This is a genomic window from Propioniciclava tarda (assembly GCF_900182665.1).
In the GTDB taxonomy this organism is placed as follows: domain Bacteria; phylum Actinomycetota; class Actinomycetes; order Propionibacteriales; family Propionibacteriaceae; genus Propioniciclava; species Propioniciclava tarda.
Genome location: NZ_FXTL01000002.1, coordinates 196,018 through 218,449, shown reverse-complemented (window position 1 = coordinate 218,449; position 22,432 = coordinate 196,018). Strand labels below are relative to the sequence as shown.

Sequence of the window (22,432 nt, the reverse complement as noted above, 5' to 3'; positions counted from 1 at the left end):
AGGGTAACCGGCTCGGGCGCCGGGACGCCGTCTGGGCGTAGTGTCTTCGATCGTGACCTCGATTGCTGACGTGCGCGCCGCCGTAGCGCGCGAACTCCCCCAGGCCCTCGACGATCTGGCCAAGCTCGTCGCCATCCCGTCGGTCAGTATGGCGACCGACCATGCCGACGACGTGGCCGCCAGCGCGGAGGCCGTCGCCGGCCTCGTCCGCGAACTCGGCTGGGCCGACGTCCGCATCGTGTCGGTGCCGGGTGGCCGGCCCGCCGTGATCGCCAAGCGTCCGGCCGCGCCCGGAGCGCCCACGGTCTGCTTCTACGCCCACCACGACGTCCAGCCCACGGGCGAGGCGTCCAGCTGGACGTCGGATCCGTTCACCGTCACACGACGCGACGGCCGGCTGTACGGACGCGGCGTCGTCGACGACAAGGGGGCGATCGCCGTTCACCTGACTGCGCTGCGCGCCCTGGGCGACGAGCTCGGCGTGGGCGTCACGCTGCTGATCGAGGGCGAGGAGGAGGTCGGCTCGCCGACGATGGACGCCTTCCTCGACGAGTTCTCCGACGATCTGGACGCCGACGCCTTCGTCATCCTGGACTCGGGCAACTGGGCCGTGGGGCGTCCGGCCTTCACGTCGTCGCTGCGCGGACTCGTCGATCTCGTCGTGGAGGTCCGCACGCTCGATCACGCCCTGCACTCGGGGCAGTACGGCGGGGCCGTCCCGGACGCCCTCACGACGCTGTGCCGGCTGCTCGGCAGCCTCTGGGACGCCGACGGTGCCGTCGCCGTCGCGGGGCTCGACAGCACACCGGTCGCCGAGCTGGACTACCCCGAAGACCGACTGCGGGCCGAGTCCGGACTGCTCCACGGCGTCGACTTCATCGGCCGGGGACGGCTCGTCCAGCGGCTGTGGGGCGAGCCCGCCGTGACCGTGATCGGCCTGGACGCCCCCAAGGTCGAGGGCGCCTCCAACACGCTGGTCCCCCGGGCGCGCGCGAAGGTGAGCATGCGCATCGCACCGACCCAGGACGCCTCGCAGGCCCTCGATGCCCTCAGGAAGCACCTCGTCGACCACGCGCCCTTCGGCACGCGGATCTCGTTCGAGGAGGAGTCCGGCGCGGCCGGCTGTCAGCTCAGGTTCGACGGCGACATCGCGCAGACGGCCGTGGCGTGCCTGCGCGACAGTTGGGGCGTTGATCCGGTGTTCATGGGCATGGGTGGGTCGATTCCGCTGGCTGGCAACCTGATGCACCGGTTCCCGCGGGCGGCGGTGCTGCTCACCGGAATCGTCGATCCCGACTCACGCATGCATGGGCTGGACGAGTCCGTCGACCTGGACGACCTGGAGAAGGCGGCCGTGGCAGAGGCTCTCCTGCTGACCCGCCTCGCCCAGGCGGCCGACGCCTAGACCAAGGGCCGGTCGTGGAACGGGACCGAGAGCACCAGCGTGGTCTCGGTCGACACGTGCGCCGTCTGGCGGATCTGGGTCAGCAGGGCCTCCAGATCAGCGGGCGTGCCCACCTGCACCATCAGGAGGTGCGACGCCTGACCCGCGACCGAGTAGCACGAGATCACGCCCTTGAGCGGGGTGATGATGTCCGGCACCTGGTCGTCGCGGGTGGGATCCAGCGCGCGCAGCTGGACGAAGGCCGTCAGAAGCTTGCCCAGGGCGTCCGGATTGAGGATGGCGCGGTAGCCCGTGATGAGCCCACGCTGCTCGAGCCGACGCACCCGTTGCTGGGCGGCTGACGTGGAAAGCCCCGTCTCGCGGCCGATATCGGTGTAGGACATGCGGCCGTCCCGACACAAGAGCCCGAGGATCTGCTGGTCGATGCTTTCCATGGGGCGGATTGTGTCACGATGACGGCCATGACCGGTCAGCGTTCGCAACTATTTGATACAGCATCGCTATATTTCCGGGCTTTTTACGGTTTGCCCGAGTCTTTGACCGGTCGTGACGGGCGTCCGGTGAACGCGGTGCGGGGACTGTTGGACTTCCTAGCCCGGTTCATCACGGACTACCGCCCCGACCGGGTGGCCTGCTGCTGGGACAACGACTGGCGTCCGGCATGGCGGGTGGCCCTGGTGCCGTCCTACAAGGGCCACCGGGTGGCGCGGACCGTTGCCGGACCCGGAGGGACGGCGTCCTATGTCGAAGAGGTGCCGGACGCGCTGACCGCTCAGGTGCCCCTGATCCGGGCCGTCCTGGACGCGCTCGGCCTGCCCATCGTGGGCGCCGACGGCTTCGAGGCCGACGACGTCATGGCGACGCTGGCCGCCCGCGCGCCGGGTCCGGTCGACGTGGTCACCGGGGACCGCGACATGTTCCAGGTGGTCGACGACGACGCGGGCGTCCGGGTGCTGTACGTGGCGCGCGGCGTGGGCAAGCACGAGCGCGTGACCGACGGCTGGCTCGCCGCCAAGTACGGAATCACGGGCGCCCAGTACGTCGACTTCGCCACCCTGCGCGGCGACGCGTCCGACGGGCTGCCGGGCGTGAAGGGCATCGGCGAGAAGACCGCTGCATCCCTGCTGGCCACCTACGGCGACCTGGAGGGCATCGTCGAGAACGTCGGCTCCCTGGGTGCGGCGGTGCAGCGGGCTCTCGTGGCCAACGCCGACTACCTGGCAGCGGCGTCCCAGGTCGTCGCCTGCGACCGCAACGTCTCATTGCCGGACGCCGACCTGACGCTCCCCCGGACGCCTCGCGAGCCCGAGCTCTTCGACGCGCTCGCCGACGAGCTGAACCTCGGCGGGGCGGCCGAGCGGATCCTCAAGGCGATGGCTGGGTAACCCAGGATTCGACTCGCCCGCCGTCGAGCCCCCCTCGGGCGACCGAGCGGATCAGGGCCCGGTAGCGTCGTCAGGCCGTAACGCAGCGGATCAGCACCTTGCCCCGTTCGTCGCACGTCCTCCCATCGGCGGGGAGGTCAGCGCAATATCCAGCACGTTCCGGGTCAGCGCAATGACACGTACGCCCTGGCTCATTGATCGTTGCGCTGACTTGTCTTCAGCGTTCACAACATGGCGCTGACGCCGAGAAGTGATCCACAGATTTCGTCAGCGTGACCGAAGGGACGGATTGGCGTCGGATCGAGTCGGGCTGTGTCGCCTACGCCTCTGCCGTACGCGCACTCGTGGACGCCGGACGCTACTGCGAACTCGACGCCGCTGGCATGAGAGCGCTCGCCATCCGTCTGCTGCAGTCGGGTGACGTGGCGGAGGGAGAGCTGGCGACTGAACTGACGGCCGGTCGACTCAACCACACCCTGCCAGTGAGAACCGGACTCCGGGACTTCGTCACCGGCGCCTGGTCGCTGCCGGAGGCATGGCTGGCGCAGTTGGTGCGGGGACGAGGACTGCCTGCCATGGCCCACAATGTCACTCTCTCCACCCTGGACGGCCGACGGATCGGGACGCCGGACGGCTACTTTCTCAAGGCGGCGGTCGCAGTCCAGGTTCGCTCTCGTCAGTTCCATACCGGCCTGGACGACCGGGGGCGTGACCGCTGGGAGGAAACCGTCGAGCAGGACGGGGCGTACGCGGCGGCCGGGATCCTGTGCCTCGGAGTGACGCCAACGACCCTTCGCGGCGAACCCGATCGGCTTCTCGAGCGCTGTGCATCAGCACTTCGATCCAGAACCGGTAGCGCCATCCCGGCCATCAGGGTCGGCGAGCGCCAGCCACGTTGCGGTGATCCCCGGCCCGCCACCGTGCGGTCGGCCTGAGGCTCCGCCCGCCGAGTGGCGGTCGCACGGGGGTGATAGGTCAGCGCAATGAATCGGCACGCTGCTCGGTCAGCGCACTGAATCACACGCCCTGACGTGCAGCGCATTGCGCTGAATCTCAATCTGACCTGAGCCCAAGGCCGAGAGCTACGACGTCCTCGGTCGCCCGCCTGGCCGCAGCACGTAGACCGCAGCTCCGGCCGTGAGGTTGGCGCGGGCGCCTTGCATGCGGAGGCGGCGGCCGTCCTCGGTGAAGGTGAAACGTTTGACCACCGTGAGTCCGAGCTTGTCGAACAGCGTCTCCAGATCGACCAGCGTGGTGTGGCGAATGTTCGGCGTGTCGTACCAGGAGTACGGCAGCTCCTTCGACATGGGCATGCGTCCGCGCAGGAGGCGCAGCCGGTGGCCCCACCAGCCGAAGTTCGGCACCGACACGATCAGCAGTCCGGCGATGCGGGCCATCTCCTCCAGCACGTGCTCCGGACGCTGGATCGTCTGGATGGTGCGCGACAGCACGCACACGTCGTACGAGGCGTCCGAGAACTCGCTCAGACTGCGGTCGACGTCCAGCTCGATAATAGGCACGCCCCGACGGATGGCCTTCAGGACCTTGTCCGGATCGATCTCGACTCCCGTGCCGCTGCAGCCGCGCTCGGCCATCAGGTAGCTCAGCAGCGTGGCCGAGCCGCAGCCGAGGTCGAGGACGCGCGAGGCGTCCGGAATCTGCGCGGCGACCAGCGCCAGGTCCGCGCGCAGCGGGCCGCTCTGCCACTCGGTCGCGTTCACACGCCCACCTCCAGCGCCCGGTCGAACCACGCACGCAGCGTGTCGTGGTAGGCGTCGATGACCAACAGGAACGAGTCGTGCCCCCAGGGCGAGGTGATGTCCCGGAAGGTCACCGGGTAGCGAGCCGACTCGAGGCGCCGGACGATCCGCCGCGAGTGCGCGGACGAGAACCGCCAGTCGGTGTCGAACGAGACGACGAGGTAGTTCACCGGACGCCTCCGCGCGACTAGCTCGTGCGCGGCGAACGGGTCGAAGTAGTCCATGACCCGGCTGAGGTAGAGATACGAGAGGGCGTCGAACCGCTCCAGGAACACCTCGGCTTGGTGCCCCAGGTAGCTCTCGACGGCGAAGTCGACGCCGAACCCCGGACGCCGGCTCGCGTTCTGCGGGGCGCGCCCGAACTTCTCGGTGAAGGCGTCCTCGGACAGGTAGGTGATGTGGGCCATCATCCGGGCGATCGACAGCCCGATGTCGGGGCTCTGCCCGGTGTCGGCGTAGTGGCCGCCCGCGAAGTTGGGGTCGTCCATGATGGCCCGCCGTGCCACGGCCGAGAAGGCGATGTTCTGGGCGGTCAACCGCGAGGACGCCGCGATGATCGCCGCGTTCGCGACCTCGTCCGGGTAGCGCAGCGACCACTCCAGCGCCTGCATGCCTCCCATCGACCCGCCGATCACGCCCAGCAGCCGGCCCACGCCCAGGTGCCGGACCAGCGCCCGATGCACCTCGACGAAGTCCTGGATCGCGAGCAGGGGAAAGTCGAGCCCGTACACGTTTCCGGTCTCGGGGTTGACCGTCGACGGGCCGGTGGTGCCCATGCAGCCGCCCAGCAGGTTGCTGCTGATGACGAAGAACCGGTCGGTGTCCAGCGGCTTGCCCGGACCGATCAGGTTGTCCCACCAGCCCGGACCCTTCGCGCCCGCGTGCCAGCCGGCCGCGTGCGCGTCACCTGTCAGGGCATGGCAGATCACCACCGCGTTCGAGCCGTCAGCGTTCAGGGTCCCGTAGGTCTCGTACGCGACGTCGATCGGCCCGAGGGTCCGGCCGGATGCCAGCGTGAGCGGGGCGTCCGCGGTGAACAGCCGGACTGATCGGGTCTCGACCAGTCCGACCGATCCTGGGTCGTGGTGCACCGTCAGTTCGCCGCCAATGCCTGGTCCAAGTCGGCGATCAGGTCGTCGACGTTCTCGATGCCGATGCTGAGCCGGACGCCCTCGGGCGCCACGCCCGCCGCGACCAGCTCGTCCTCGGTGAGCTGGCTGTGCGTCGTCGTGGCGTTGTGGATCGCCAAGCTCTTCGCGTCGCCGATGTTCGCCAGATGGCTGAACACCTTGAGGCTCTCGATGAAGGACGACCCGCCGGCCCGTCCGGCCTTGAGTCCGAAGGAGACCAGCCCGCCGAAGCCGCGGCCGTCCAGGGTCTTCTTGGCGGCCTCGTGATAGCGATCGCCCTCGAGGCCCGGGTAGTTGACCCACGCGACGGCCGGATGCGACTGCAGGTGCTTCGCGACGGCCATGGCGTTCGAGCTGTGCCGGTCCATGCGGAGGTGCAGCGTCTCGAGGCCCTGCAGCAGCTGCCACGCGTTGAACGGCGAGATGGCGGCGCCGGTGTTGCGCAGCATGATCGTGCGCGCGCGGATGATGTACGCGGCCGGGCCCGCGGCGTCGGTCCAGACGACGCCGTGGTAGGCGTGATCCGGCGCGGTCATGTTCGGGAAGCGGTCGGCGTTGCCGACCCAGTCGAAGCGTCCGGAGTCAACGATGATGCCGCCCATCGTGGTGCCGTGCCCGCCCATGTACTTGGTGGCAGCGTGCACCGCGATGTCGGCGCCGTGGTCGAACACACGGCACAGGTACGGCGTCGGCACCGTGTTGTCGATCACGAGCGGCAGCCCGTGGGCGTGCGCGGCGTCCGCCCAGGCCCGCACGTCGAGCACGTTCATGGCCGGGTTGCCGAGCGACTCGCCGAAGACCAGCTTGGTGCGCTCGTCGACCACGGCGTCCAAGGACGACGGGTCGTCGGGGTCGACGAAGCGGCACTCGATGCCGAACTGCGGCAGCGTGTGGGCGAACAGGGCGAACGTGCCGCCGTACAGCTTCGAGGACGCCACGAAGTTGTCGCCCGCCGAGCAGAGGTTGCGCACCGCGTAGTCGATGGCCGCCGCACCGGACGCCGTGGCGAGCGCGCCGATGCCGCCCTCCAGCGCGTTGACCCGCTCCTCGAAGACGTTCTGCGTCGGGTTCATGATGCGGGTGTAGATGTAGCCCGGCTGACGCAGCGCGAACAGGTCGGCGGCGTGCTCGGTGCTGTCGAACGTGTACGACGTGGTCTGGTAGATCGGAACGGCGCGCGCCTTGGTCGCCGGGTCGGACTGCTCCTGACCCGCGTGGACGGCCAACGTCTCGATGTGCTGCGTCATCTCACTCCCTCTCAACGGTGTCGGGTCAGGCTAGGGCCGATTCGTCTCGCGCGGTCCGCGATCTCGGTGCTCGGTTAGCCCTTGAACCGGAAGCGCTCGACCACCTCGTACCGATTCGCCGTGTCCCGCAGATGCGACTCGATGAGCACGAGTTCGTCGGCACGCCAGGACGCGTCCGGGCAGGCGTCCAGGACCGTCAGCCACGGCGTGGCTTCGATCGGACGCCGCATGCGCGCAACCGTCATGTGCGGCACGAACCGAGCCCCGTCGACCGCGACCCCGGCGTGGCTGAACGCCGTCCGGCAGGACGCTGCGAGGCGTCCGAGCTGTTCGGACGGACCAACGCCGAACGCCAGGACTCTCGCCTCGACCGGGGTCGGCAAACAGCGACCCCCGCCCACGGTCAGGTCGAGGGGCGGCGTCCGGCCGGCGACGTCGACCAGGGCCTCGGTGAGGTCGTCGACGTTCCGGGACGCCACCGCCGCGGCAAAGGCGGTGGTCACGTGCCACGAGTCGATCGGGACGAAACGGACGCGAGAGTCGGCCTCCCGGCGGACTTCGATGAACTCCTCGAGCTGGACCAACACCGTCGGTGGGGGCACGAGGGCGGCGAACATGCGCGCTGGCATGGGTGCGAGAATAGGGCCGAACGCACGAGGAGGACGCATGACAACGCTCGAGACCCGCATCAGCGCGGACATGGTGGCCGCGATGAAGGCCGGCGAGAGGGACAAGGTCGTGACGCTGCGCGCTGCGATCGCCGCCCTGCGCCTGGAGAAGGTCGCCGGCCCGGTGGCGCGGGAGCTGTCGGAGGCCGAGGAGCTCAAGGTGCTCACGAGCGAGGTCAACAAGCGCAAGGACTCCGCGGAGGCGTACAACGCCGGCCACCGCCCTGAGTTGGCGGCCAAGGAGCTCGAGGAGGCGGCCCTGCTGCAGACCTACCTGCCCGCGCGGCTCACCGACGCCGAACTGGACGATCTCGTCGCGAAGGCCCTGGCGGACGCCGAGGCCGCCAGCGGCGAGAAGCCGACCATGCGGCAGATGGGTCTCGTCATCAAGGCCGTCAACGCCGAGGCGGCCGGACGCGCCGACGGCGCCACGGTGGCCGCGAAGGTCAAGGCGGCGCTGGCGTAGCGCTCCTTGCCTACTTCAGCGAGCTGAGGCCCTTCGCCAGTGCGGCCACGACCGCGGCGACCAGCGCGCCGGTCGTGACGAGCCCCAGCGCTGCGATGACGGGGTGCTTGGTGGGCTCGTTGCCGTTCGGCGTCCGGGGATCTTGCTGTGGCATGCCCACCATTGAACCATCGAGCTTGCGCACCCCAGATACCCCTGGGAGTATTTTGGTATGGCACTGCTCCGGCTGATTTCACTGTTCTTCGTGGGCCTTCTGCTCGCAGGCTGCGCGAGCGGTTCGCCGCAGTCCGGCTCAGGCACGGCAGCGCCGGGCGGCAACGAGACGCTCTCGGCGGCGGACTTCGCCACCCTGATCGCGCAGCCCGACGTCGTCCTGCTCGACGTGCGCACCCCGGCCGAGTTCGCGAGCGGCCACCTCGCCGGGTCCCGCAATGTTGACTTCGAGGCGTCCGACTTCAAGACGCAGATCTCCGGCCTGCCCAAGGACGCCACCTACGCGCTCTACTGCCGCTCGGGCAACCGGTCCGGCCAGGCCCTCGCCGTGATGAAGGCGGCCGGTTTCACCAAGGTCCAGCACTTGGGCGGCGGGATCACGAGCTGGCAGGCCGCGGGACGCCCCGTGGTGAGCTGAGGCACCTTGCCAGACGAGGAATGAACAGGGCCCGACCTGGCGTTGAGGACGATGAATCATCATCGGTCGCCGGCGTGCAGGAGGAACCATGCTCGACCCTTCGCTCTTCAGCTACGACAGCCACATCGACGCGCGCACGATCCGCGCGCGCGTGCTGCTCGTGACCCTTGGCTCCTTCGCGGACGCCGGTCACGCGCAGCGACTCCTCGACGATCACATGCTCAACAACCTCACCAACCATCGCATCGGCGCCTTCGACACCGATCAGGTCATCTCCTACCGGGAGCAGCGGCCGAGCATCGTCTTCAACTCCGACCACTTCTCCCAGTACCGCGCGCCGTCGCTGGTCCTGCACGAGGTGACGGACGCCGCAGGCGAGAGCTTCCTGCTGCTGGTCGGCCCCGAGCCCGGCCTGCAGTGGGAGCGGGTGGCCGCGGCCGTGCGCGACATCGTCGAACGCCACGAGGTCGAGTTGACGGTGTTCGCACAGTCGATGCCGATGCCCGCGCCGCACACGCGTCCGGTGGCGATCTCTCGCTGGGCTTCCAGTTCGGAGTTGCTCGTCGACAACCGGCCCATGTTCGGCACGATCATGATGAGCGCATCCTTCCCGGCGATGCTGTCGACGCGGCTGGGAGAGGCCGGGCACGACATCATCGGGCTGACCGCCCACGTGCCGCACTACCTGGCCGACCACGACTTCCCGGATGCCCCCATCGCACTCATCGACGCGTTGCGGGAGGTGGGAGCGCTGCAGATCCCGACGATCACGCTGGCCGTCGCCGCGGGGGTCGTCCGGGCGCAGATCGGCCATCAGGTCTCGCAGTCGGAGGAGTTGGGCGAGCACGTCGAGCAGTTGGAGCGCGCCTACGACGAGTTCCATCGCCAGCGCGAACTCGCCGCCCAGGCGGAGGAAGCCATTCCCAGCGCTGATGAGATCGGCGAGGCCGCAGAGGAGTTCCTCAAGACCCTCGGCACGGACTCCCCCGGCGACCCCACTGATGGGACGCCGAGCGGCCCGTCCTTCTAGGCAGGCAGTTGTCCCCTTGGCGGATTGGCTCGTCGAGGCGACACCTCCTGGGCTTCGACAGGCTCAGCCAGCGGCACCAACGAGGGCTTCGACAGGCTCAGCCAGCGGCACCAACCAGGGCTTCGACAGGCTCAGCCATCGGATTCAACTCGGCCAGCGGGAGCGGCCGATCAGGGTTGCCTAGGACGCGTGGAGCTGCGTCCGGATGAGGTCCATCGTCTCCATGATGGCCAGCGTCTCGTCCAGCGGCAGCAGCGGTGACTCGAGGCGTCCCTCCTTCGCCAACGTCGCACAGTGGGCCGCCTGGTAGCACAGGCCCTGATGGGCCGGGATCGTCGGCTGGGCCGACGTCAGTTGGACGCCGTCGCGTCCGATCAGGGTCACGGGCTGCGGGATGTAGAAGGGTCCGGGCAGCTCGACGCGCGCCTCCGATCCACTGATGGACGCCGTCGTCGGCGTCTTCGCCGCGAGGGTCGTGTTGAGTAGCGCCTGCGCGTTGGGCGCGGCCGCGAAGCCATCGAGGATGAGCGAGAGCTGGCGATCGACTCCGGTGGGCGCGAGCGATCCGACCGTGGTGACGCGGCCGGGGCGTCCGAGGGCGAAGAAGGCGAACGACAGCGGATAGATCCCCAGGTCCAGGAGCGCACCACCCGCTAGCTCAGGCGCGTAGAGGCGGTGGGTCGGATCGAAGGCGAACGCCTGGCCGTGGTCGGCGATCACGGTCTCAAGCTCACCCAAGACGCCGTCGGCCAGCAGCTGGCGGATGATGTCGGCGCCCGGCTGGAAGCGGGTCCACATGGCTTCCATCGCCAAGACACCGGCGGCGCGGGCGGCGTCCACGACGGCGTGCGCCTCGGCCGCGGTCCGGGTGAAGCTCTTCTCGACCAGAACCGGCTTGCCCGCCGCGATGGCCAACAAGGCATGCTCGGCGTGATGCGAGTGCGGGGACGCAACATAGATCGCGTCCACGTCAGGGTCGGCGACCAGCGCCTCGTACGAGCCGTAGGCCCGCTCGGCACCCACGGCGGCCGCGAACCGGTCGGCGGCGTCCTGGGTGCGTGAGCCGCAGGCCAGCACGACCTGCCGGGTGTGCAGCCGGAGGGCCTCCGCGAAGGCCCGCGCGATCCCTCCCGTGGCCAGGATGCCCCAGCGCAGCGGAGGGGCATCCCGGGGATCGGGGACTCGGGACGACGGCAAGGCGGACGGCAGGCTCATCGCCCCAGTATGGCTCTGCAGCTGGGCACTGGGTCCAGCGTGGCTCGGTAGTGTTCGGTCCGTGGCCCTGAACCGTGACGAGGTGGTGGACGCCGCCTGCGTCATCCTGGACGAGTTCGGCCTGACCGACCTGACCATGCGCCGGCTCGGGGACGCGCTCGGCGTCCGGGCGGGGGCGCTTTACTACCACGTCCCGAACAAGCAGACGTTGCTGGCGTGGGTCTCGGATCGGATCCTGGCGGACGTCCGCCCGGTGCAGGGCGACTGGCGCTCTGCCTTGTCAGGCTGGGCGTGGAACCTCCGAGAGGTCCTGCTGGCGCATCGCGACTCGGCCGACCTCGTGGCCTCGGCTCGGGCCATGGGCATCTCGGAGCTCGACGCGGTCTCCGCTCCCACCGCGGCGCTCTCCGCCGCCGGACTCAGCCACCCGGACGCCGACGCCGCGGCGTCCGCTCTGCTGCACTTCGTCCTGGGCCACGTCGCCGAGGAGCAGGCCCGCGCCGACTGGGAGCGCTTCGGGCAACCGGATCCCGACCGTGGCCCGACGGCCACCGAGCAGACGTTCGCCGTCGGCGTCCAACTGCTGGTGGACGGGGTGAAGGCGCGGTTCAGCCCTCTCTGACGTCCTCGCGGGCGACCGCGACCGAGCCGATGGCCGCGCCGTCGGCGTCCACGATCATCGCGAACGTCATCGTGACGTAGACGTTGGAGCCGTCCTTGCGGACGCCCTTGGTGCGACGCGGGCGACCGTCGGAGGCGAGGTGACCGCGCTCCATGGCGCCGAAGAACCCCCGATCGTGGGCCTCGGCCAGGCGCGGCGGGATGATGATCTTGACGTCCTGACCGATCGCCTCGGCAGCGGTATGGCCGAACATGGCCTCGCAGGCCTTGCTCCACACGCGGATGATTCCGTCGCGGTCGATGGCGATGACGCCGTCGCCGGCCTGGTCGAGGGCGGCGGCGGTGAAGGTCGCGAGATCCGTCATGGAGTAGTCCTAGCCTGGCCGGTCGGGCTCGGCAAGCGGACGTCCAGCGTCAGGAGACGACGCGCACCCAGTTGGCGCCGTTGCCGCCCGTGGACTTCCCCACCGGTGTCAGGTCACCGCCCGCCGAAATCGAGTAGACGACGACCTCGGTGGATCGCTCGCCGGCGGCGATGCAGTGCGCGCCGTCGGGGGTCACGGTGAAGCCGCGGGGCTGGGTCGGCACCTGCTGAACGCCCACGAACTGCCCGAGGCGTCCATCGGCGTCGACGGTCACGGAACCGATCGTGCTGGCGGTGCGTTCGGACGCCAAGAGGATGCGTCCGCCCTGGGCGAGGTGCAGGTCGGCTCCCCAGATCAGGTGCTCAGCGCGCGGATCAGCACCGAAGCGTGAGTGCTTCAGTCCGGCGTCGGGGTCGACGATGCTGACCGACTCGGCCGGCGTGAGGCGTCCGTCGGCGGCGCGGTCGAAGCGGATGACCTCGCCCGAGAATTCGGTCAGCAGGTAGAGCGAGCGCTCGTCCTCGGACAGCACGATGTGCCTCGGGCCGCTGCCGGCCGGAGCCGCCACGCTGGGCGGGTCCACCGGGGTGAGGTGACCGGCGGCGTCCAGCTCGTACTGGGCGATCAGGTCGTCGCCCAGCGACGCGACGTAGGCGTGCCGGCTGTCGCGCGGCGCGATGACGCTGTGCAACTGGGGAAAGGCGATCTCGGCGGAGTGCTCCCCCACCACCCCGTCGGCGACCGGCCAGACCGCGCCGACTTCACTGTGGTACGAGGCCCCTAGCAGCAGCCCGCCCTCCGCGGCCAGCGTGAGGTAGACCATGGCGCCTCCGCAGCGGCGACGTCCGATCTCTGTCAACGAGCCCAACGCGCGGTCCAGGGCCAAGGTCACGATGGCGGGCTCGGGCGCCTTCACGGACGCGTAGACGAGACTCCGCGCTGCGTCGACCGCGAAGGTGGAGCACGCGCCGGGCAGCTCCGACACGCCCAACGCGGTCAGCCGGTCACCGTCGAGCCGGAAGGCGCCGATCGTGGAGTCACCGGAGTTGGCCACGAGCACGAGAAGCGGATCCATGACCACAGCCTATGGCTCAGCGCGTGGTCGGCCGCGGCGGCGCGGTCCGGGGTCGCTAGGGTCAGCCAGACGCATCCGGCTCCATCGATCCCTGGAAGGCCAACCCGTGACCCAGCCCGACACCATCGCGCGCCAGGGCGCGTCCCTGCTGGCGTCGGGGGCCCCGCTGCTGGCGGGCGCCGGCGTCCTGTGGGGTGGGGCGGGTGCGGCCGGACGCATGGTGGCGGCGTCCGGGCAGCTGTCGTCACTGGAGGTCGCGGCGGGACGCGCCCTGATCGGCGGGGTCGCGCTGGTGTTGGCCGCTTGGCTGCTGCGGCGTCCGTGGCTGCGGGGGCGACGAGCCGTCCGGCACGTCGTCGCGATGGCGTTGCTCACGATCGCGTATCAGACGACGTACTTCGCCGCGGTGGCTGCCGGCTCGTTGAGCATCGCGACGCTCGTGGCCCTCGGCTCGGCTCCGGTGTTCGTGACGATCGTCCATGCGGTACAGCGGCGTCGGCTGGAGGCGAGATCGGTCGCGATCCTCGCCCTGGCGCTCGTCGGGCTGGGGCTGTTGGTCGGACGCCCCGAGGGCGGCGAGGGCGTCTGGACGGTCGTGGGGCTCGCCTTGGGATCGGGGGTCGCCTTCGCTGCGATCACGTTGATCAACGCGGACGCCGTGCCCGGCAGCGACCACATCACCGGAACCGGGGTGGCGTTCGTCCTTGCCGGAGCGGTAATGGTGGTGGTGCTGCTGATCGCTCCGGGTCCGAGCATCCAGTGGTCCGGGCCACTGGTGGGCTGGTTGGTGGTGCTGGGGCTGCTCTGCACGGCCGCGCCGTACGGCCTCTACTTCACCGGGCTGCTGCGCGCGTCCGCGCCCGTTGCCGCGCTGTTCGCCCTCTTGGAGCCCGTCACGAGCACCTTGATCGCGGTCGCGGCGTTCGGTGAGCGCCTCGGTGTCTTGGGTTGGGTCGGCGGAGCGCTGCTGCTGGGCGCGGTGGTGGCGTCGTCGTGGACGCCGAAGGCGGCGAGTTAGCAACGTGCCCGGCGCTCGGGGCGTCCCTGTGGCCACTCGGTACAGTCGAGTCATGACTGCCGCCGAACCCCGCCTCTCCCCTTCGATGGACACCCTTGCGCGCCTCCTCGACGCCGTGGACGCCGACAACGCTGCCCTCAGGGCGCAGTTGCCTGAGCTCCGGGCCGCCGCCCAGCGAGCCCGTGACCTGTCGGACGCCTACGCCGATTCGTGGCTGGACGAGCGCGACGAGTTGATAGCCCAGTTCGGCGCCGAGGTCACGCCCCGTGTGCTCTCAGAGGACGCGATCTTCGACGCGCTCACCGTGCACGAGCGGCTGATGAAGGCCCTCCTGCACCTCGTGGCGTCCAGTGTCTTCATGGACGACACCGATCCTGACGAGGGCTGATAGATCGACCATTGACCGCCGCGGGGCCGTGGCCCATCCGTCACTCAGACACCGCGTTGGGATGGGACCAGGATGAACGCGATCAGCAGAAGAACCGTTGTGGCAGGGGCGGCGTCCGTCGTCGCCACGTCGATCGTCGAAGCCACGGCCGCCGAGGCAGCACCGCCGTCACGGTCGCTGGCCATTCGGGGGGCCGACATGACGTTCCTCCCCCAACTGGAGGAGGCAGGCGTCCGCTGGTCAGACCTCACCGGACGCCGGCGGGCCTGCCGAGCAGATTCTCGTCCGCGCCGGGGCGAACACGATGCGGATGCGGATCCGGGTCTGGGTCAATCCGCCGACTGGCTACACGAACCTCGAGCGAGCGCTGGCGGTCGGACGCCGCGCGAAGGCGGCAGGCATGAAGATCATGCTCGACCCGCACTACTCGGACTTCTGGGCCGACCCAGGCCACCAGAGCCCCCCGCCGGGTGGCCGACGACGCTCCCCGAGATGCAGGACACGGGCGTACACCCGCGACCTCGTCGCCGCCTTCGCTGCCCAGGGCACGCCCGTCGACATCATTCAGATCGGTAACGAGATCACGTACGGCTTCCTCGTGCCTGTCGGTGCCATCTACCGCGGGCCTACCGGCCTGAACTGGCCCGACTTCACCAGCTTGGTGAACGCAGGTGTCGTGGGCGCCAAGCAGGGTGCCGGGACCCGCGGCATCCAGATCATGATCCACATCCACCCGGGCGACAGCGCCTCCTGGACACGGTGGTGGTTCGACAACTTCGTCCAGTACTGCGTGCCGTTCGACATCATCGGCGTCTCGTACTACCCGTTTATGACCGGTGGACTGTCGAGCCTGCTCTACAACGTGCGTTCGAACAGGCTCCGCGGGGTTCCTCGGCGTGGCCGATCGGCCAACCGACCTGGCAGGGATCACGCCGCTTCATGGCCTCACCTTCCCGCCGTAGATGTCGGGACGGATGACCCTCTGTGCGGTGTACAGCCGTTGGCGGCCGAGCAGTCGGCGGGCTTCATCCACGGACGCGACTCCGAGGGTGCGGTTCGGACCCCATCGGTGAAGGCACAGCCAGATCAGCGCGAGGTAGGCAGCCATCGCGATCAGCTCGACCGCGAACACCCACGCGATCAGCGCGTCCGGTGAGGCGAGCGGGGCGACGTGGTCGAGGCCGGCGCCCGCGTCGCCTTGAAGGACGCCGATCGCGCTGCTGAACAGCAACGTCGGGACGGGCCACGCCCACCCGGCACCAGCGGCCAGGTTTGCCAGGCCGCGTCCGAGTTGGACGCCGAGAACGAGGGCCAGCAGTGACCCTGCGAAGACCGCCGCGGGGATCTCCCGGGTCGACGGGTAAGGATCGGCGCGGCGTTCGCGTTGGGAGACCATCGCGTCACCGTCCGATCGTCGGCCCGTGGTCGGGCGAGTACAGCGGCGGCAGCACGTCCATGCCCGGCAGGACGTGCTGGTGTGACGCGGGCTGTTCGCTGGCCATGACCGACACGGGCTGCAGTGCACGGTCGACCTTGGGTTCGATCTCCATTGCCAGCGACCCGACTGCAACCTCGGCCACCGACGGACCGGGCCGGGTCACGTTCAGGATCTGGTCGGCGGCGGTGATCACTCGCTGGCCGGTGGCCTGCACGATCTCCTCGATGCTCGGACCGTCCGGGGCGAGCGCCTTGGCCTGGTGTGCCCGGCCGGCGACGTAGTTGAACGTGTATTGGCTGCTATCGACCTGGTGCGCAGCAAGGACGAGGAACGCAACACTCTCTGCTTCCACCTCGATCAGCCCACGGCACGTCCGGTCGACCAGCTTCTCGTGCAGCGTTGTGTGAGCAGCCTCGTGCGCGAGCGTCTTGACGGCTTGGGCGTCGTCGACGTCCGGGCGGACGATCACCTCCTTCGTGTCGAACTTGGTCACCCCGTTGGCGCCTTGGCAGTCACCGCGTGAGACCGTGTAGCCCCTGGACTCGCAATAGCCCACCAGCGACGCACAAAGGCCGATCGGCGCTTCCCCCTTCAGCAGCTCCACCTCCGGCTGCTGAGGCAGCGGCACACCATCGGTTTGGCTCACATCGAAGACGGCTGCGGGTTTCACTCCGACCATTGCCGTCCGCGTCGTACACGGGGTTGCCTGCCGCGTCGAGCCGCGGCACCCGCTGGGTCACCGGCGCGAACACCTGAAGCGCCTTCTCGCCGCGGCGAACCTGCCTCCCCCGGGCCAGCCACGCCCGGTAACCTGACCGCAGTGGCGTCTGGCCGGGCGAGCCAGATGAGTACGGAATTGTTGAATGAGTAGCGGTGGAAGCTCTGCGTGAACCTCAACCACGCCTGCCACTCCCCCACCGAATCCATCGACCCGACCTTGGACGCCAGGTCGGCATGCATCCGCTCGAGCGTCTCTCGACGGGCGGCCTGCCAGTCGTCCTTCGAGGCGTCCCGCCGGCTCACCGGACCCGACCCCGCTTCAGGTCGTCCCACATCGCCTGCAGCCGCACGATCGGCTCATCGTCCGGCGCCATCAAGACGGCGAACTCAAGCTCGCTCAGCAGCTGCTCGGCCAACAGGTCCCGATCGGGCAACGGGACGCAGGCCAACTCGCGGGCATTCGGAGGTTCCATCGCGAACTCCCTTCTTCGTAGATGAAGAAGGCAGCGAGGAGTCCTCTGCGGTCACCCGGGAGCCGCCGATCTTCGGCACAGAGGTGGACGTTCGTCCGCCAGCACGTGAGAGTGACGAACCGGCACCGACGGCAACTACACGACTACTGTTCGCTTGTGACTGACACGCCGCCCGCGATCGCACTCCTGGTCGATGCCGACAACGCCGCACTGGACAGCCTCGATGAAGTACTCGCCGCGCTCACCAAGCACGGTCAGGTTCAGATTCGCCGCGCCTACGGCAACTGGTTCAAGACGGCCCTGCGCAGCTGGGACGCCGAACTGAACCGACGCGGCTTCCGCGCGATCCAGCAGTCCGACCCGGTGAAGGGCAAGAACGCCACCGACCTCGCGCTCGTGATCGACGCCGTCGATCTCCACCACACCGTTGCCCCAGAGATCTTTGCGCTTGTCTCAAGTGACAGCGACTACACCCCGCTGGCCCACTACTTGCGCGAGCGCGGCGTGAAGGTCCTCGGCTTCGGACGCCCAACCACCGCCCCGTCATTCCAGGCCGCCTGCACCACGTTCACCGCCATTCACGGCAACGGCGCCAGCACCCCAAGCTCCACAGCGGGCACGGCGAAGCAGAAGACCGCGACGAATCCCCAACCCACTCTGACCGAGATGCTGGCCGGCGCCATCGCCAAGAACGCCGACAAGCAAGGCTGGGCCCGAGTCAGCGCCGTCGCGAACCACCTGCGCCAGCACTACGGGCAGACGTCGAGGGACCACGGCAAGGCAACCTGGACCAAGGTCCTCAAGGCACTGCCCGGCTACGAGTTCCGCAACGAAGGCACCACCAGCGTCTCCGTCCGCGTGAAGCCTGGCAGCTAAGTCACCCGACCGAGTCGAGGAAGAACCAGCGCCCGTCCTCGCGGACGAACTGTGAATGCTCCTGCTGCACTCCGGCCCCGGCGTCGGGGACGAGGTAGGTCGCTCGGAACCAGACGACGCCGGTGAGGGCTAGCGCGGCCATCCGCGCAACGGTCGAGCAAGGCTCGCAGACAGACAACTTCGGGCGCGCGCCTCGCGGCAGTTCAGGATGCTTGATTGCCGGGTCGAAGGTGTGCTCTCAGTCCGGGAGACCGTCGGCCGCAGTCTTGGGGCCGAAGTCTTCTCGCAAGAGATCGACCGCGGCGGGCAACGCTGACCACGCGTGTGCGGGCGAGGCGCCGATCGCCCAGATCGCGAAGGACTTCGGGATCAGCGAGTCCTGTCTGCGGAACTGGCTGCACCGGGCCGATGTCGAAGACGGCGTCCGGTCCGGGACCACCGAGGCCGACGCCAAGGAACTCCGCGACGCGAAGCGCCGGATCCGGCTGCTAGAGCAGGAGAACGAGGTCCTGCGTCGAGCGGCGGCGTATCTGTCCCAGGCGAACCTGCCGGGAAAATGATGTACCCGCTCGTCAAGGAGCTGGCCGCCGGCGGGATCCCCGTCACGGTCACGTGCCGGGTCTTGAAGCTCGCCCGCCAGCCCTACTACCGCTGGCTCGCCCACCCCATCAGCGACTCCGAACTCGCCGAGGCCTACCTGGCCAACGCCCTGTTCGACGCCCACCACGATGATCCGGAGTTCGGCTACCGACTCCTGGCCGATGAGGCGCGCGCTGCCGGCCACACCGGGTGTGACCGAACAGTGTGGCGGATCTGTGCGGACAACGGCTGGTGGAGCGCGTTCGGCAAGAAACGTGGCCGCAACGGCAAGAAGCCCGGCCCGCCGGCCCACGACGACCTGGTGAAGCGGGACTTCACCGCGACCGGGCCGAACCAGCTGTGGCTGACCGACATCACCGAGCACTGGACCGATGAGGGCAAGTTGTACGAGTGCGCGATCAAGGACGTGTGGTCCAACCGGATCGTCGGCTACTCGATCAGTGACCGGATGAAGTCCAAGATCGCCGTCGACGCGCTCAACATGGCCGTCGCACGCCGCGGGAGCGTGGCCGGCTGCATCGTGCACAGCGATCGAGGCAGCCAATTTCGTTCCAGGAAGTTCCTGGCCGCGCTCCGCCGTCACCAGCTGAAAGGGTCGATGGGCCAACTCGCCTCCGCCGGCGATAACGCCGCCATGGAATCCTTCTTCGCCCTGCTCCAGAAGAACGTCTTGAACCGGCAACGCTGGCACACCCGCCACGACCTCCGGATCGCCATCGTCACCTGGACCGAACGCACCTACCACCGCCGCCGACGCCAGCAACGCCTCGGCCGATTGACCCCCATCGAGTTCGAGACCATCATGACCACACCGGCCCTCCAGGCCGCCTAACCCAACCTGTCACCAAATCGTGCAGCAGTCCCCGTCGGCCAGCGCCCCGACTGCGCGAAGCGGCAAGGGAGTAGCGCCTCGACTCAAGTCAAGTTGAGCGCGATGATCCGTACCCTACTGCTGCGCATCGCACGGTCGTTGCAGGTCCGGCGCACTACGCGGGATCACGGTCGCCGTCCCTGAACACTGACCATCGTTGCCAGCGCCAAGCGATTCTCCGAGGGGAGACTTTGGTGACTGCCGAACGCCGCCGTCCGGTCGATGGTGACGAACTCGACTGAGGAGCCGCGCTCCACTGCGAGATCGAATCCAGCACCCATCAGGCCTCGAATGACCGAGCCCTCGTCCCCCAGCCGTCGCGCCGCGTCGTCCACCAGACTGCGGTGGTGAGCGACCTGGTGAGGTTGTGCGGTGCCTCTCACGGCAGCGATCGCCAGCGTGGCGTCGCATGCGGGGGCGCACTGTGCGAGCTCGGTGGCCCACGCAGTGTCTGACAGTTGGGCAGGTTGCAGGTCCAAGGCGGCGTCCACGGCCACGCGAGAGCGGGTGCCTTCGGGTTCGACACGGTACGTCTGTGGAAACCCCTCGGCCTGGTCCGTGATCAAGAGGTAGTTGTCCGGCGAGAGGGGATCCTCAAGTAGCACGCCGTCACGCAGGCTCGTGGCAAGTTCTGACGACACCCGTGCGGCCAAAGCGTTCAGCAACGGGTGCCCGGGAGCGAGGAAATCAGCTGCGCCAGCGTCGTCGGCTGCCAGGTTCGCCCGGTCAAGGTGGAGGCGCGCATACGATCTGGCCACGCCCGGCTCGCTGGCCAGGGGCTCCGGTACGTAGGGCACACTCCACGTCCCTGGTCTGACGGTGTGGACTTCCGCGCCGAGTCGCAGCAACGCACTTCGGGCGAAGGTCGGCACCATCACCGGCTGGGGGTCCAATGCCTTGGCCCATTGAAGTCGACGCTGGATCCCTGCCAAATCGTCCGGGCTGAACTCCGTGGTACTCGCCGCTCGCCGGGCTACCTCGTAGCCCAACTCGTGGTCGAGGAGTTGTTTGACAACTGAGAGTGCGCCGGACGGATCCTGCGTGCGAACCGCCTCGGTGAGGATCCGGCTCAGGTCGGCCCCCGACAGGACGTCGCCCAGCACGTCGAAGACGCGGTCCCCCAATGCCTCGCGCTGCACGGCGAGCTTCTCGAGGAGGGTCTCGAAGACGTAGCCCTCTCGGGTGTCCGTGGCCACCAAGTTCCAGAGGTAGCAGGTGCGGTCCTGACCGATGCGGTGGATCCGGCCAAACCGCTGCTCGAGGCGGTTGGGATTCCAAGGGATGTCGTAGTTAACCATGAGGTTGGCCACCTGCAGGTTGACTCCTTCGCCCGCGGCGTCCGTGGCCAACAAGATTCCGCACTGACGATCGTGATTGAAGTCGTGCTGCGCCTGCCTCCGCTCGTGGCGCGGCGTCTGGCCGTGGATGACCGCCACATACTCTCCGTGTTGCAGGACCTCGTCCATGCGTTCGAGCAGGTAATCGAGGGTGTCGCGGTGTTCGGTGAACACGATGACCTTGCGGCGCATACCGAGGTCGTCCCTGCTGTCTGCGCTGGTGAGGAACGCCTTGAGCGCCTCCCACTTCTGGTCGACGCCCGACGAGCGCACCCTGTACGCCTCACGGATGAGACGTTCGAGGACGAGCAGTTCCGTACGTAACTCGGCCGGTGTGCGCGCTGCCGAGGCCGAGGAAGCTGAGTCGTCGCCCGGCCCTTCGTCGTCTTCCGTGGAGGGGTCCTCTTGGAGGGAGGCCGCGAGCAGGACTGCCAGATCGGCGTCCCTGGCTTCGGCCCGCTCGAGCAGGGACTGCAGCAGGTCGAACCGCCGCTCCAGTGAGCGGAGGATGGCCTCGGGCGACGAGGCCAGGCGTCGCTGGAGCACCATCATGGCGAAGCCGACCCGGCGCCGCACGGTCTCGTCCATCACCCGGTTCATCTCCTCGGCCACATACTGGGTGACGGCCTCGTACATGTGGCCTTCGTCCGGCGTCATCTCGTAGCCGAGGGTCGAGGCCATGCGGGGCGGGAACAGGGTCCTCCCGTCCGCATGAACCAGCTGCTCCTTGACGAGCCGCCGCACCGGGGCTTGGTCGAGGACGGGTCTGCGCTGGTCCAGCTCGACGTCCAACAGCTCCATGAAGCCCGCGAAATCCTCGGGTTTTCCGTTGTGTGGAGTCGCAGTTAGCAGCAGTAGGTGCGGCGCCTCCGCCGCTAGCGCCTTGCCGACCAGGTAGCGCTTGCTGAAGATCATTCGGCTGCCCCAGCGGCGGGCGCTCATCTTGTGGGCCTCGTCGACCACGACGACGTGGAAGTCCTCGCGAAGCACCGCTTGCAGCAGATCTTCGTTGCGAGCAAGTTGGTCGAGTCTGGCCACCACGAGTGGGCCGGCGTCCGCAAGGGCGGGGCCACCCACGGCGTCCGACACCAGGTTCTGGGTGCCCAACTCGACGAACGAGAGCCCGAAACGGTTCCACATCTCGTCAACCCACTGCTCGGTGAGGCTGCCCGGCGCGACGATCAGCACCCGCGTGACCTGTCCGCGGGCCAGCACCTCCTTGAGGTAAAGGCCCGTCATGATCGTCTTTCCGGCCCCCGGATCGTCGGCGAGGAGGAAGCGCAGGCGATGGTGCGGGAGGATCTCGCGATAGACCGCTTGAACCTGGTGCGGGAGGGGGATGACGTTCGAAGAGCTCACGGCGAGCAGCCGGTCCTCGAACGGCGCCGCCTGCAGCGCCAACGCCTGGACACCCAGCTTGAAGTCGGACCATCGAGCGCGCCACGTGGACCGTGCCGCAACTTGGACCAGGCCCGCCAGAGCATCGCGGTTCAGGAAGGCGGTGCCTCGTTCGCCATTGATGCGCTCGTAGGTCACCAGCGCGGAATCACCCGATCGCCGGATCTCGAGCAGCCTCACGACCTCGTCGGCGATGACGCCCTCGACGAGGGCGCCGATTTCGAGGTGGTGGGGGTCAGGCATGCCTTGTCCTGTAACGTCCGATGACAATGGGAAACCCTATCTGAACAGGGGCCGCGGGATGGGTGCTCGGAT

General features: G+C 68.7%; 25 protein-coding genes and 1 pseudogene. 12 read left to right on the top strand and 14 right to left on the bottom strand.

What is annotated here, in order from left to right; translation table 11 throughout:
• The first annotated feature begins 52 nt into the window (after positions 1-52).
• Entirely contained in the window at positions 53-1,405 is a 1,353-nt protein-coding gene (locus FN821_RS02930) for a dipeptidase (protein ID WP_241660064.1), read from the top strand.
• On the opposite strand, the gene FN821_RS02925 is transcribed toward FN821_RS02930, so the two are convergent.
• Positions 1,402-1,839 (bottom strand): Lrp/AsnC family transcriptional regulator, encoded by a 438-nt coding sequence (locus tag FN821_RS02925; protein ID WP_131171055.1) that lies wholly within the window; start codon positions 1,837-1,839, stop codon positions 1,402-1,404. The genes FN821_RS02930 and FN821_RS02925 overlap by 4 nt on opposite strands.
• 18 nt (positions 1,840-1,857) lie before the next feature.
• Between FN821_RS02925 and FN821_RS02920 the strand changes: the two genes are divergently transcribed.
• Both FN821_RS02920 and FN821_RS02915 read left to right on the top strand, forming a co-directional pair.
• Positions 1,858-2,790, top strand: a complete 933-nt coding sequence (locus tag FN821_RS02920; protein ID WP_338324563.1) for a 5'-3' exonuclease — start codon at positions 1,858-1,860, stop codon at positions 2,788-2,790.
• A gap of 272 nt (positions 2,791-3,062) precedes the next feature.
• Positions 3,063-3,725 carry a hypothetical protein gene (locus tag FN821_RS02915; RefSeq protein ID WP_131171053.1) on the top strand — a complete coding sequence of 221 codons (663 nt, stop codon included), beginning with the start codon at positions 3,063-3,065 and terminating at the stop codon, positions 3,723-3,725.
• A gap of 147 nt (positions 3,726-3,872) precedes the next feature.
• On the opposite strand, the gene metW is transcribed toward FN821_RS02915, so the two are convergent.
• The 4 genes from metW to thpR form a co-directional block, all read right to left on the bottom strand.
• The gene (metW, locus tag FN821_RS02910) at positions 3,873-4,511 is read right to left on the bottom strand and encodes a methionine biosynthesis protein MetW (protein ID WP_131171052.1); all 639 of its coding nucleotides are present in this window, start codon (positions 4,509-4,511) and stop codon (positions 3,873-3,875) included.
• Positions 4,508-5,641 carry a homoserine O-acetyltransferase MetX gene (metX, locus tag FN821_RS02905; RefSeq protein ID WP_241660063.1) on the bottom strand — a complete coding sequence of 378 codons (1,134 nt, stop codon included), beginning with the start codon at positions 5,639-5,641 and terminating at the stop codon, positions 4,508-4,510. The genes metW and metX overlap by 4 nt, the downstream gene beginning before the upstream one ends.
• Positions 5,642-5,643: 2 nt before the next feature.
• Positions 5,644-6,927, bottom strand: coding sequence for an O-acetylhomoserine aminocarboxypropyltransferase/cysteine synthase family protein (locus FN821_RS02900; RefSeq protein WP_131171051.1), 1,284 nt, complete (start codon positions 6,925-6,927; stop codon positions 5,644-5,646).
• Between the two features lie 74 nt (positions 6,928-7,001).
• On the bottom strand, positions 7,002-7,556 hold the full coding sequence (gene thpR, locus FN821_RS02895; protein WP_165489216.1) for an RNA 2',3'-cyclic phosphodiesterase: 555 nt from the start codon (positions 7,554-7,556) through the stop codon (positions 7,002-7,004).
• Between the two features lie 37 nt (positions 7,557-7,593).
• Here thpR and FN821_RS02890 point away from each other — a divergent pair, with 37 nt between their 5' ends.
• Positions 7,594-8,061 (top strand): GatB/YqeY domain-containing protein, encoded by a 468-nt coding sequence (locus FN821_RS02890; RefSeq protein WP_131171049.1) that lies wholly within the window; start codon positions 7,594-7,596, stop codon positions 8,059-8,061.
• Positions 8,062-8,071: 10 nt separating this feature from the next.
• Here the strand turns inward: FN821_RS02890 and FN821_RS14145 are convergent, their stop codons facing one another.
• Positions 8,072-8,215, bottom strand: coding sequence for a hypothetical protein (locus tag FN821_RS14145; RefSeq protein WP_165489215.1), 144 nt, complete (start codon positions 8,213-8,215; stop codon positions 8,072-8,074).
• Between the two features lie 57 nt (positions 8,216-8,272).
• Between FN821_RS14145 and FN821_RS02885 the strand changes: the two genes are divergently transcribed.
• Both FN821_RS02885 and FN821_RS02880 read left to right on the top strand, forming a co-directional pair.
• Positions 8,273-8,692, top strand: coding sequence for a rhodanese-like domain-containing protein (locus tag FN821_RS02885; RefSeq protein WP_131171048.1), 420 nt, complete (start codon positions 8,273-8,275; stop codon positions 8,690-8,692).
• 88 nt (positions 8,693-8,780) lie between these two features.
• The gene (locus FN821_RS02880) at positions 8,781-9,722 is read left to right on the top strand and encodes a PAC2 family protein (RefSeq protein WP_131171047.1); all 942 of its coding nucleotides are present in this window, start codon (positions 8,781-8,783) and stop codon (positions 9,720-9,722) included.
• 180 nt (positions 9,723-9,902) lie between these two features.
• Here the strand turns inward: FN821_RS02880 and FN821_RS02875 are convergent, their stop codons facing one another.
• Positions 9,903-10,937, bottom strand: coding sequence for a Gfo/Idh/MocA family protein (locus FN821_RS02875; RefSeq protein WP_131171046.1), 1,035 nt, complete (start codon positions 10,935-10,937; stop codon positions 9,903-9,905).
• Positions 10,938-10,998: 61 nt separating this feature from the next.
• Here FN821_RS02875 and FN821_RS02870 point away from each other — a divergent pair, with 61 nt between their 5' ends.
• On the top strand, positions 10,999-11,559 hold the full coding sequence (locus FN821_RS02870) for a TetR/AcrR family transcriptional regulator C-terminal domain-containing protein (RefSeq protein WP_165489214.1): 561 nt from the start codon (positions 10,999-11,001) through the stop codon (positions 11,557-11,559).
• On the opposite strand, the gene FN821_RS02865 is transcribed toward FN821_RS02870, so the two are convergent.
• Positions 11,546-11,923: a PAS domain-containing protein gene (locus FN821_RS02865; RefSeq protein ID WP_131171044.1), complete on the bottom strand. Its 378-nt coding sequence runs from the start codon at positions 11,921-11,923 to the stop codon at positions 11,546-11,548. The two genes, FN821_RS02870 and FN821_RS02865, sit on opposite strands and share 14 nt — an antisense overlap.
• 49 nt (positions 11,924-11,972) lie before the next feature.
• Positions 11,973-12,998, bottom strand: a complete 1,026-nt coding sequence (locus FN821_RS02860) for a lactonase family protein (protein WP_131171043.1) — start codon at positions 12,996-12,998, stop codon at positions 11,973-11,975.
• Positions 12,999-13,104: 106 nt separating this feature from the next.
• Between FN821_RS02860 and FN821_RS02855 the strand changes: the two genes are divergently transcribed.
• The 3 genes and pseudogenes from FN821_RS02855 to FN821_RS15015 all read left to right on the top strand — a co-directional run.
• Positions 13,105-14,016, top strand: a complete 912-nt coding sequence (locus FN821_RS02855) for an EamA family transporter (protein ID WP_165489213.1) — start codon at positions 13,105-13,107, stop codon at positions 14,014-14,016.
• A gap of 52 nt (positions 14,017-14,068) precedes the next feature.
• On the top strand, positions 14,069-14,404 hold the full coding sequence (locus FN821_RS02850) for a DUF4298 domain-containing protein (protein ID WP_131171041.1): 336 nt from the start codon (positions 14,069-14,071) through the stop codon (positions 14,402-14,404).
• A 277-nt stretch (positions 14,405-14,681) separates the two neighbouring features.
• Positions 14,682-15,260 (top strand): annotated as a pseudogene (locus FN821_RS15015) (glycosyl hydrolase 53 family protein); the annotation flags it as partial.
• A gap of 81 nt (positions 15,261-15,341) precedes the next feature.
• Here the strand turns inward: FN821_RS15015 and FN821_RS14610 are convergent.
• From FN821_RS14610 to FN821_RS14140, 3 genes are all read right to left on the bottom strand, one after another.
• Positions 15,342-15,800 (bottom strand): hypothetical protein, encoded by a 459-nt coding sequence (locus FN821_RS14610; protein ID WP_241660062.1) that lies wholly within the window; start codon positions 15,798-15,800, stop codon positions 15,342-15,344.
• A gap of 4 nt (positions 15,801-15,804) precedes the next feature.
• Complete coding sequence (locus FN821_RS02840) at positions 15,805-16,512, bottom strand: M78 family metallopeptidase domain-containing protein (protein ID WP_131171039.1); 708 nt, start codon at positions 16,510-16,512, stop codon at positions 15,805-15,807.
• Positions 16,513-16,861: 349 nt separating this feature from the next.
• On the bottom strand, positions 16,862-17,035 hold the full coding sequence (locus FN821_RS14140; RefSeq protein ID WP_165489212.1) for a hypothetical protein: 174 nt from the start codon (positions 17,033-17,035) through the stop codon (positions 16,862-16,864).
• Between the two features lie 156 nt (positions 17,036-17,191).
• On the opposite strand from FN821_RS14140, the gene FN821_RS02835 reads away from it, so the two are divergent.
• Positions 17,192-17,911, top strand: a complete 720-nt coding sequence (locus FN821_RS02835; RefSeq protein WP_165489211.1) for an NYN domain-containing protein — start codon at positions 17,192-17,194, stop codon at positions 17,909-17,911.
• 1 nt (position 17,912) lies between these two features.
• Here FN821_RS02835 and FN821_RS14135 read toward each other — a convergent pair whose 3' ends face one another.
• Positions 17,913-18,053: a YchJ family metal-binding protein gene (locus FN821_RS14135; RefSeq protein ID WP_165489210.1), complete on the bottom strand. Its 141-nt coding sequence runs from the start codon at positions 18,051-18,053 to the stop codon at positions 17,913-17,915.
• Between the two features lie 124 nt (positions 18,054-18,177).
• Between FN821_RS14135 and FN821_RS02830 the strand changes: the two genes are divergently transcribed.
• Positions 18,178-19,343 (top strand): IS3 family transposase gene (locus FN821_RS02830; protein WP_421958034.1). Its coding sequence is split into 2 segments (ribosomal slippage): positions 18,178-18,462 and positions 18,465-19,343, totalling 1,164 coding nucleotides; the frame shifts between segments, so codons are not numbered across the junction.
• Between the two features lie 164 nt (positions 19,344-19,507).
• Here FN821_RS02830 and FN821_RS02825 read toward each other — a convergent pair.
• Positions 19,508-22,360 (bottom strand): DEAD/DEAH box helicase, encoded by a 2,853-nt coding sequence (locus FN821_RS02825; protein ID WP_131171037.1) that lies wholly within the window; start codon positions 22,358-22,360, stop codon positions 19,508-19,510.
• Positions 22,361-22,432 lie beyond the last annotated feature (72 nt).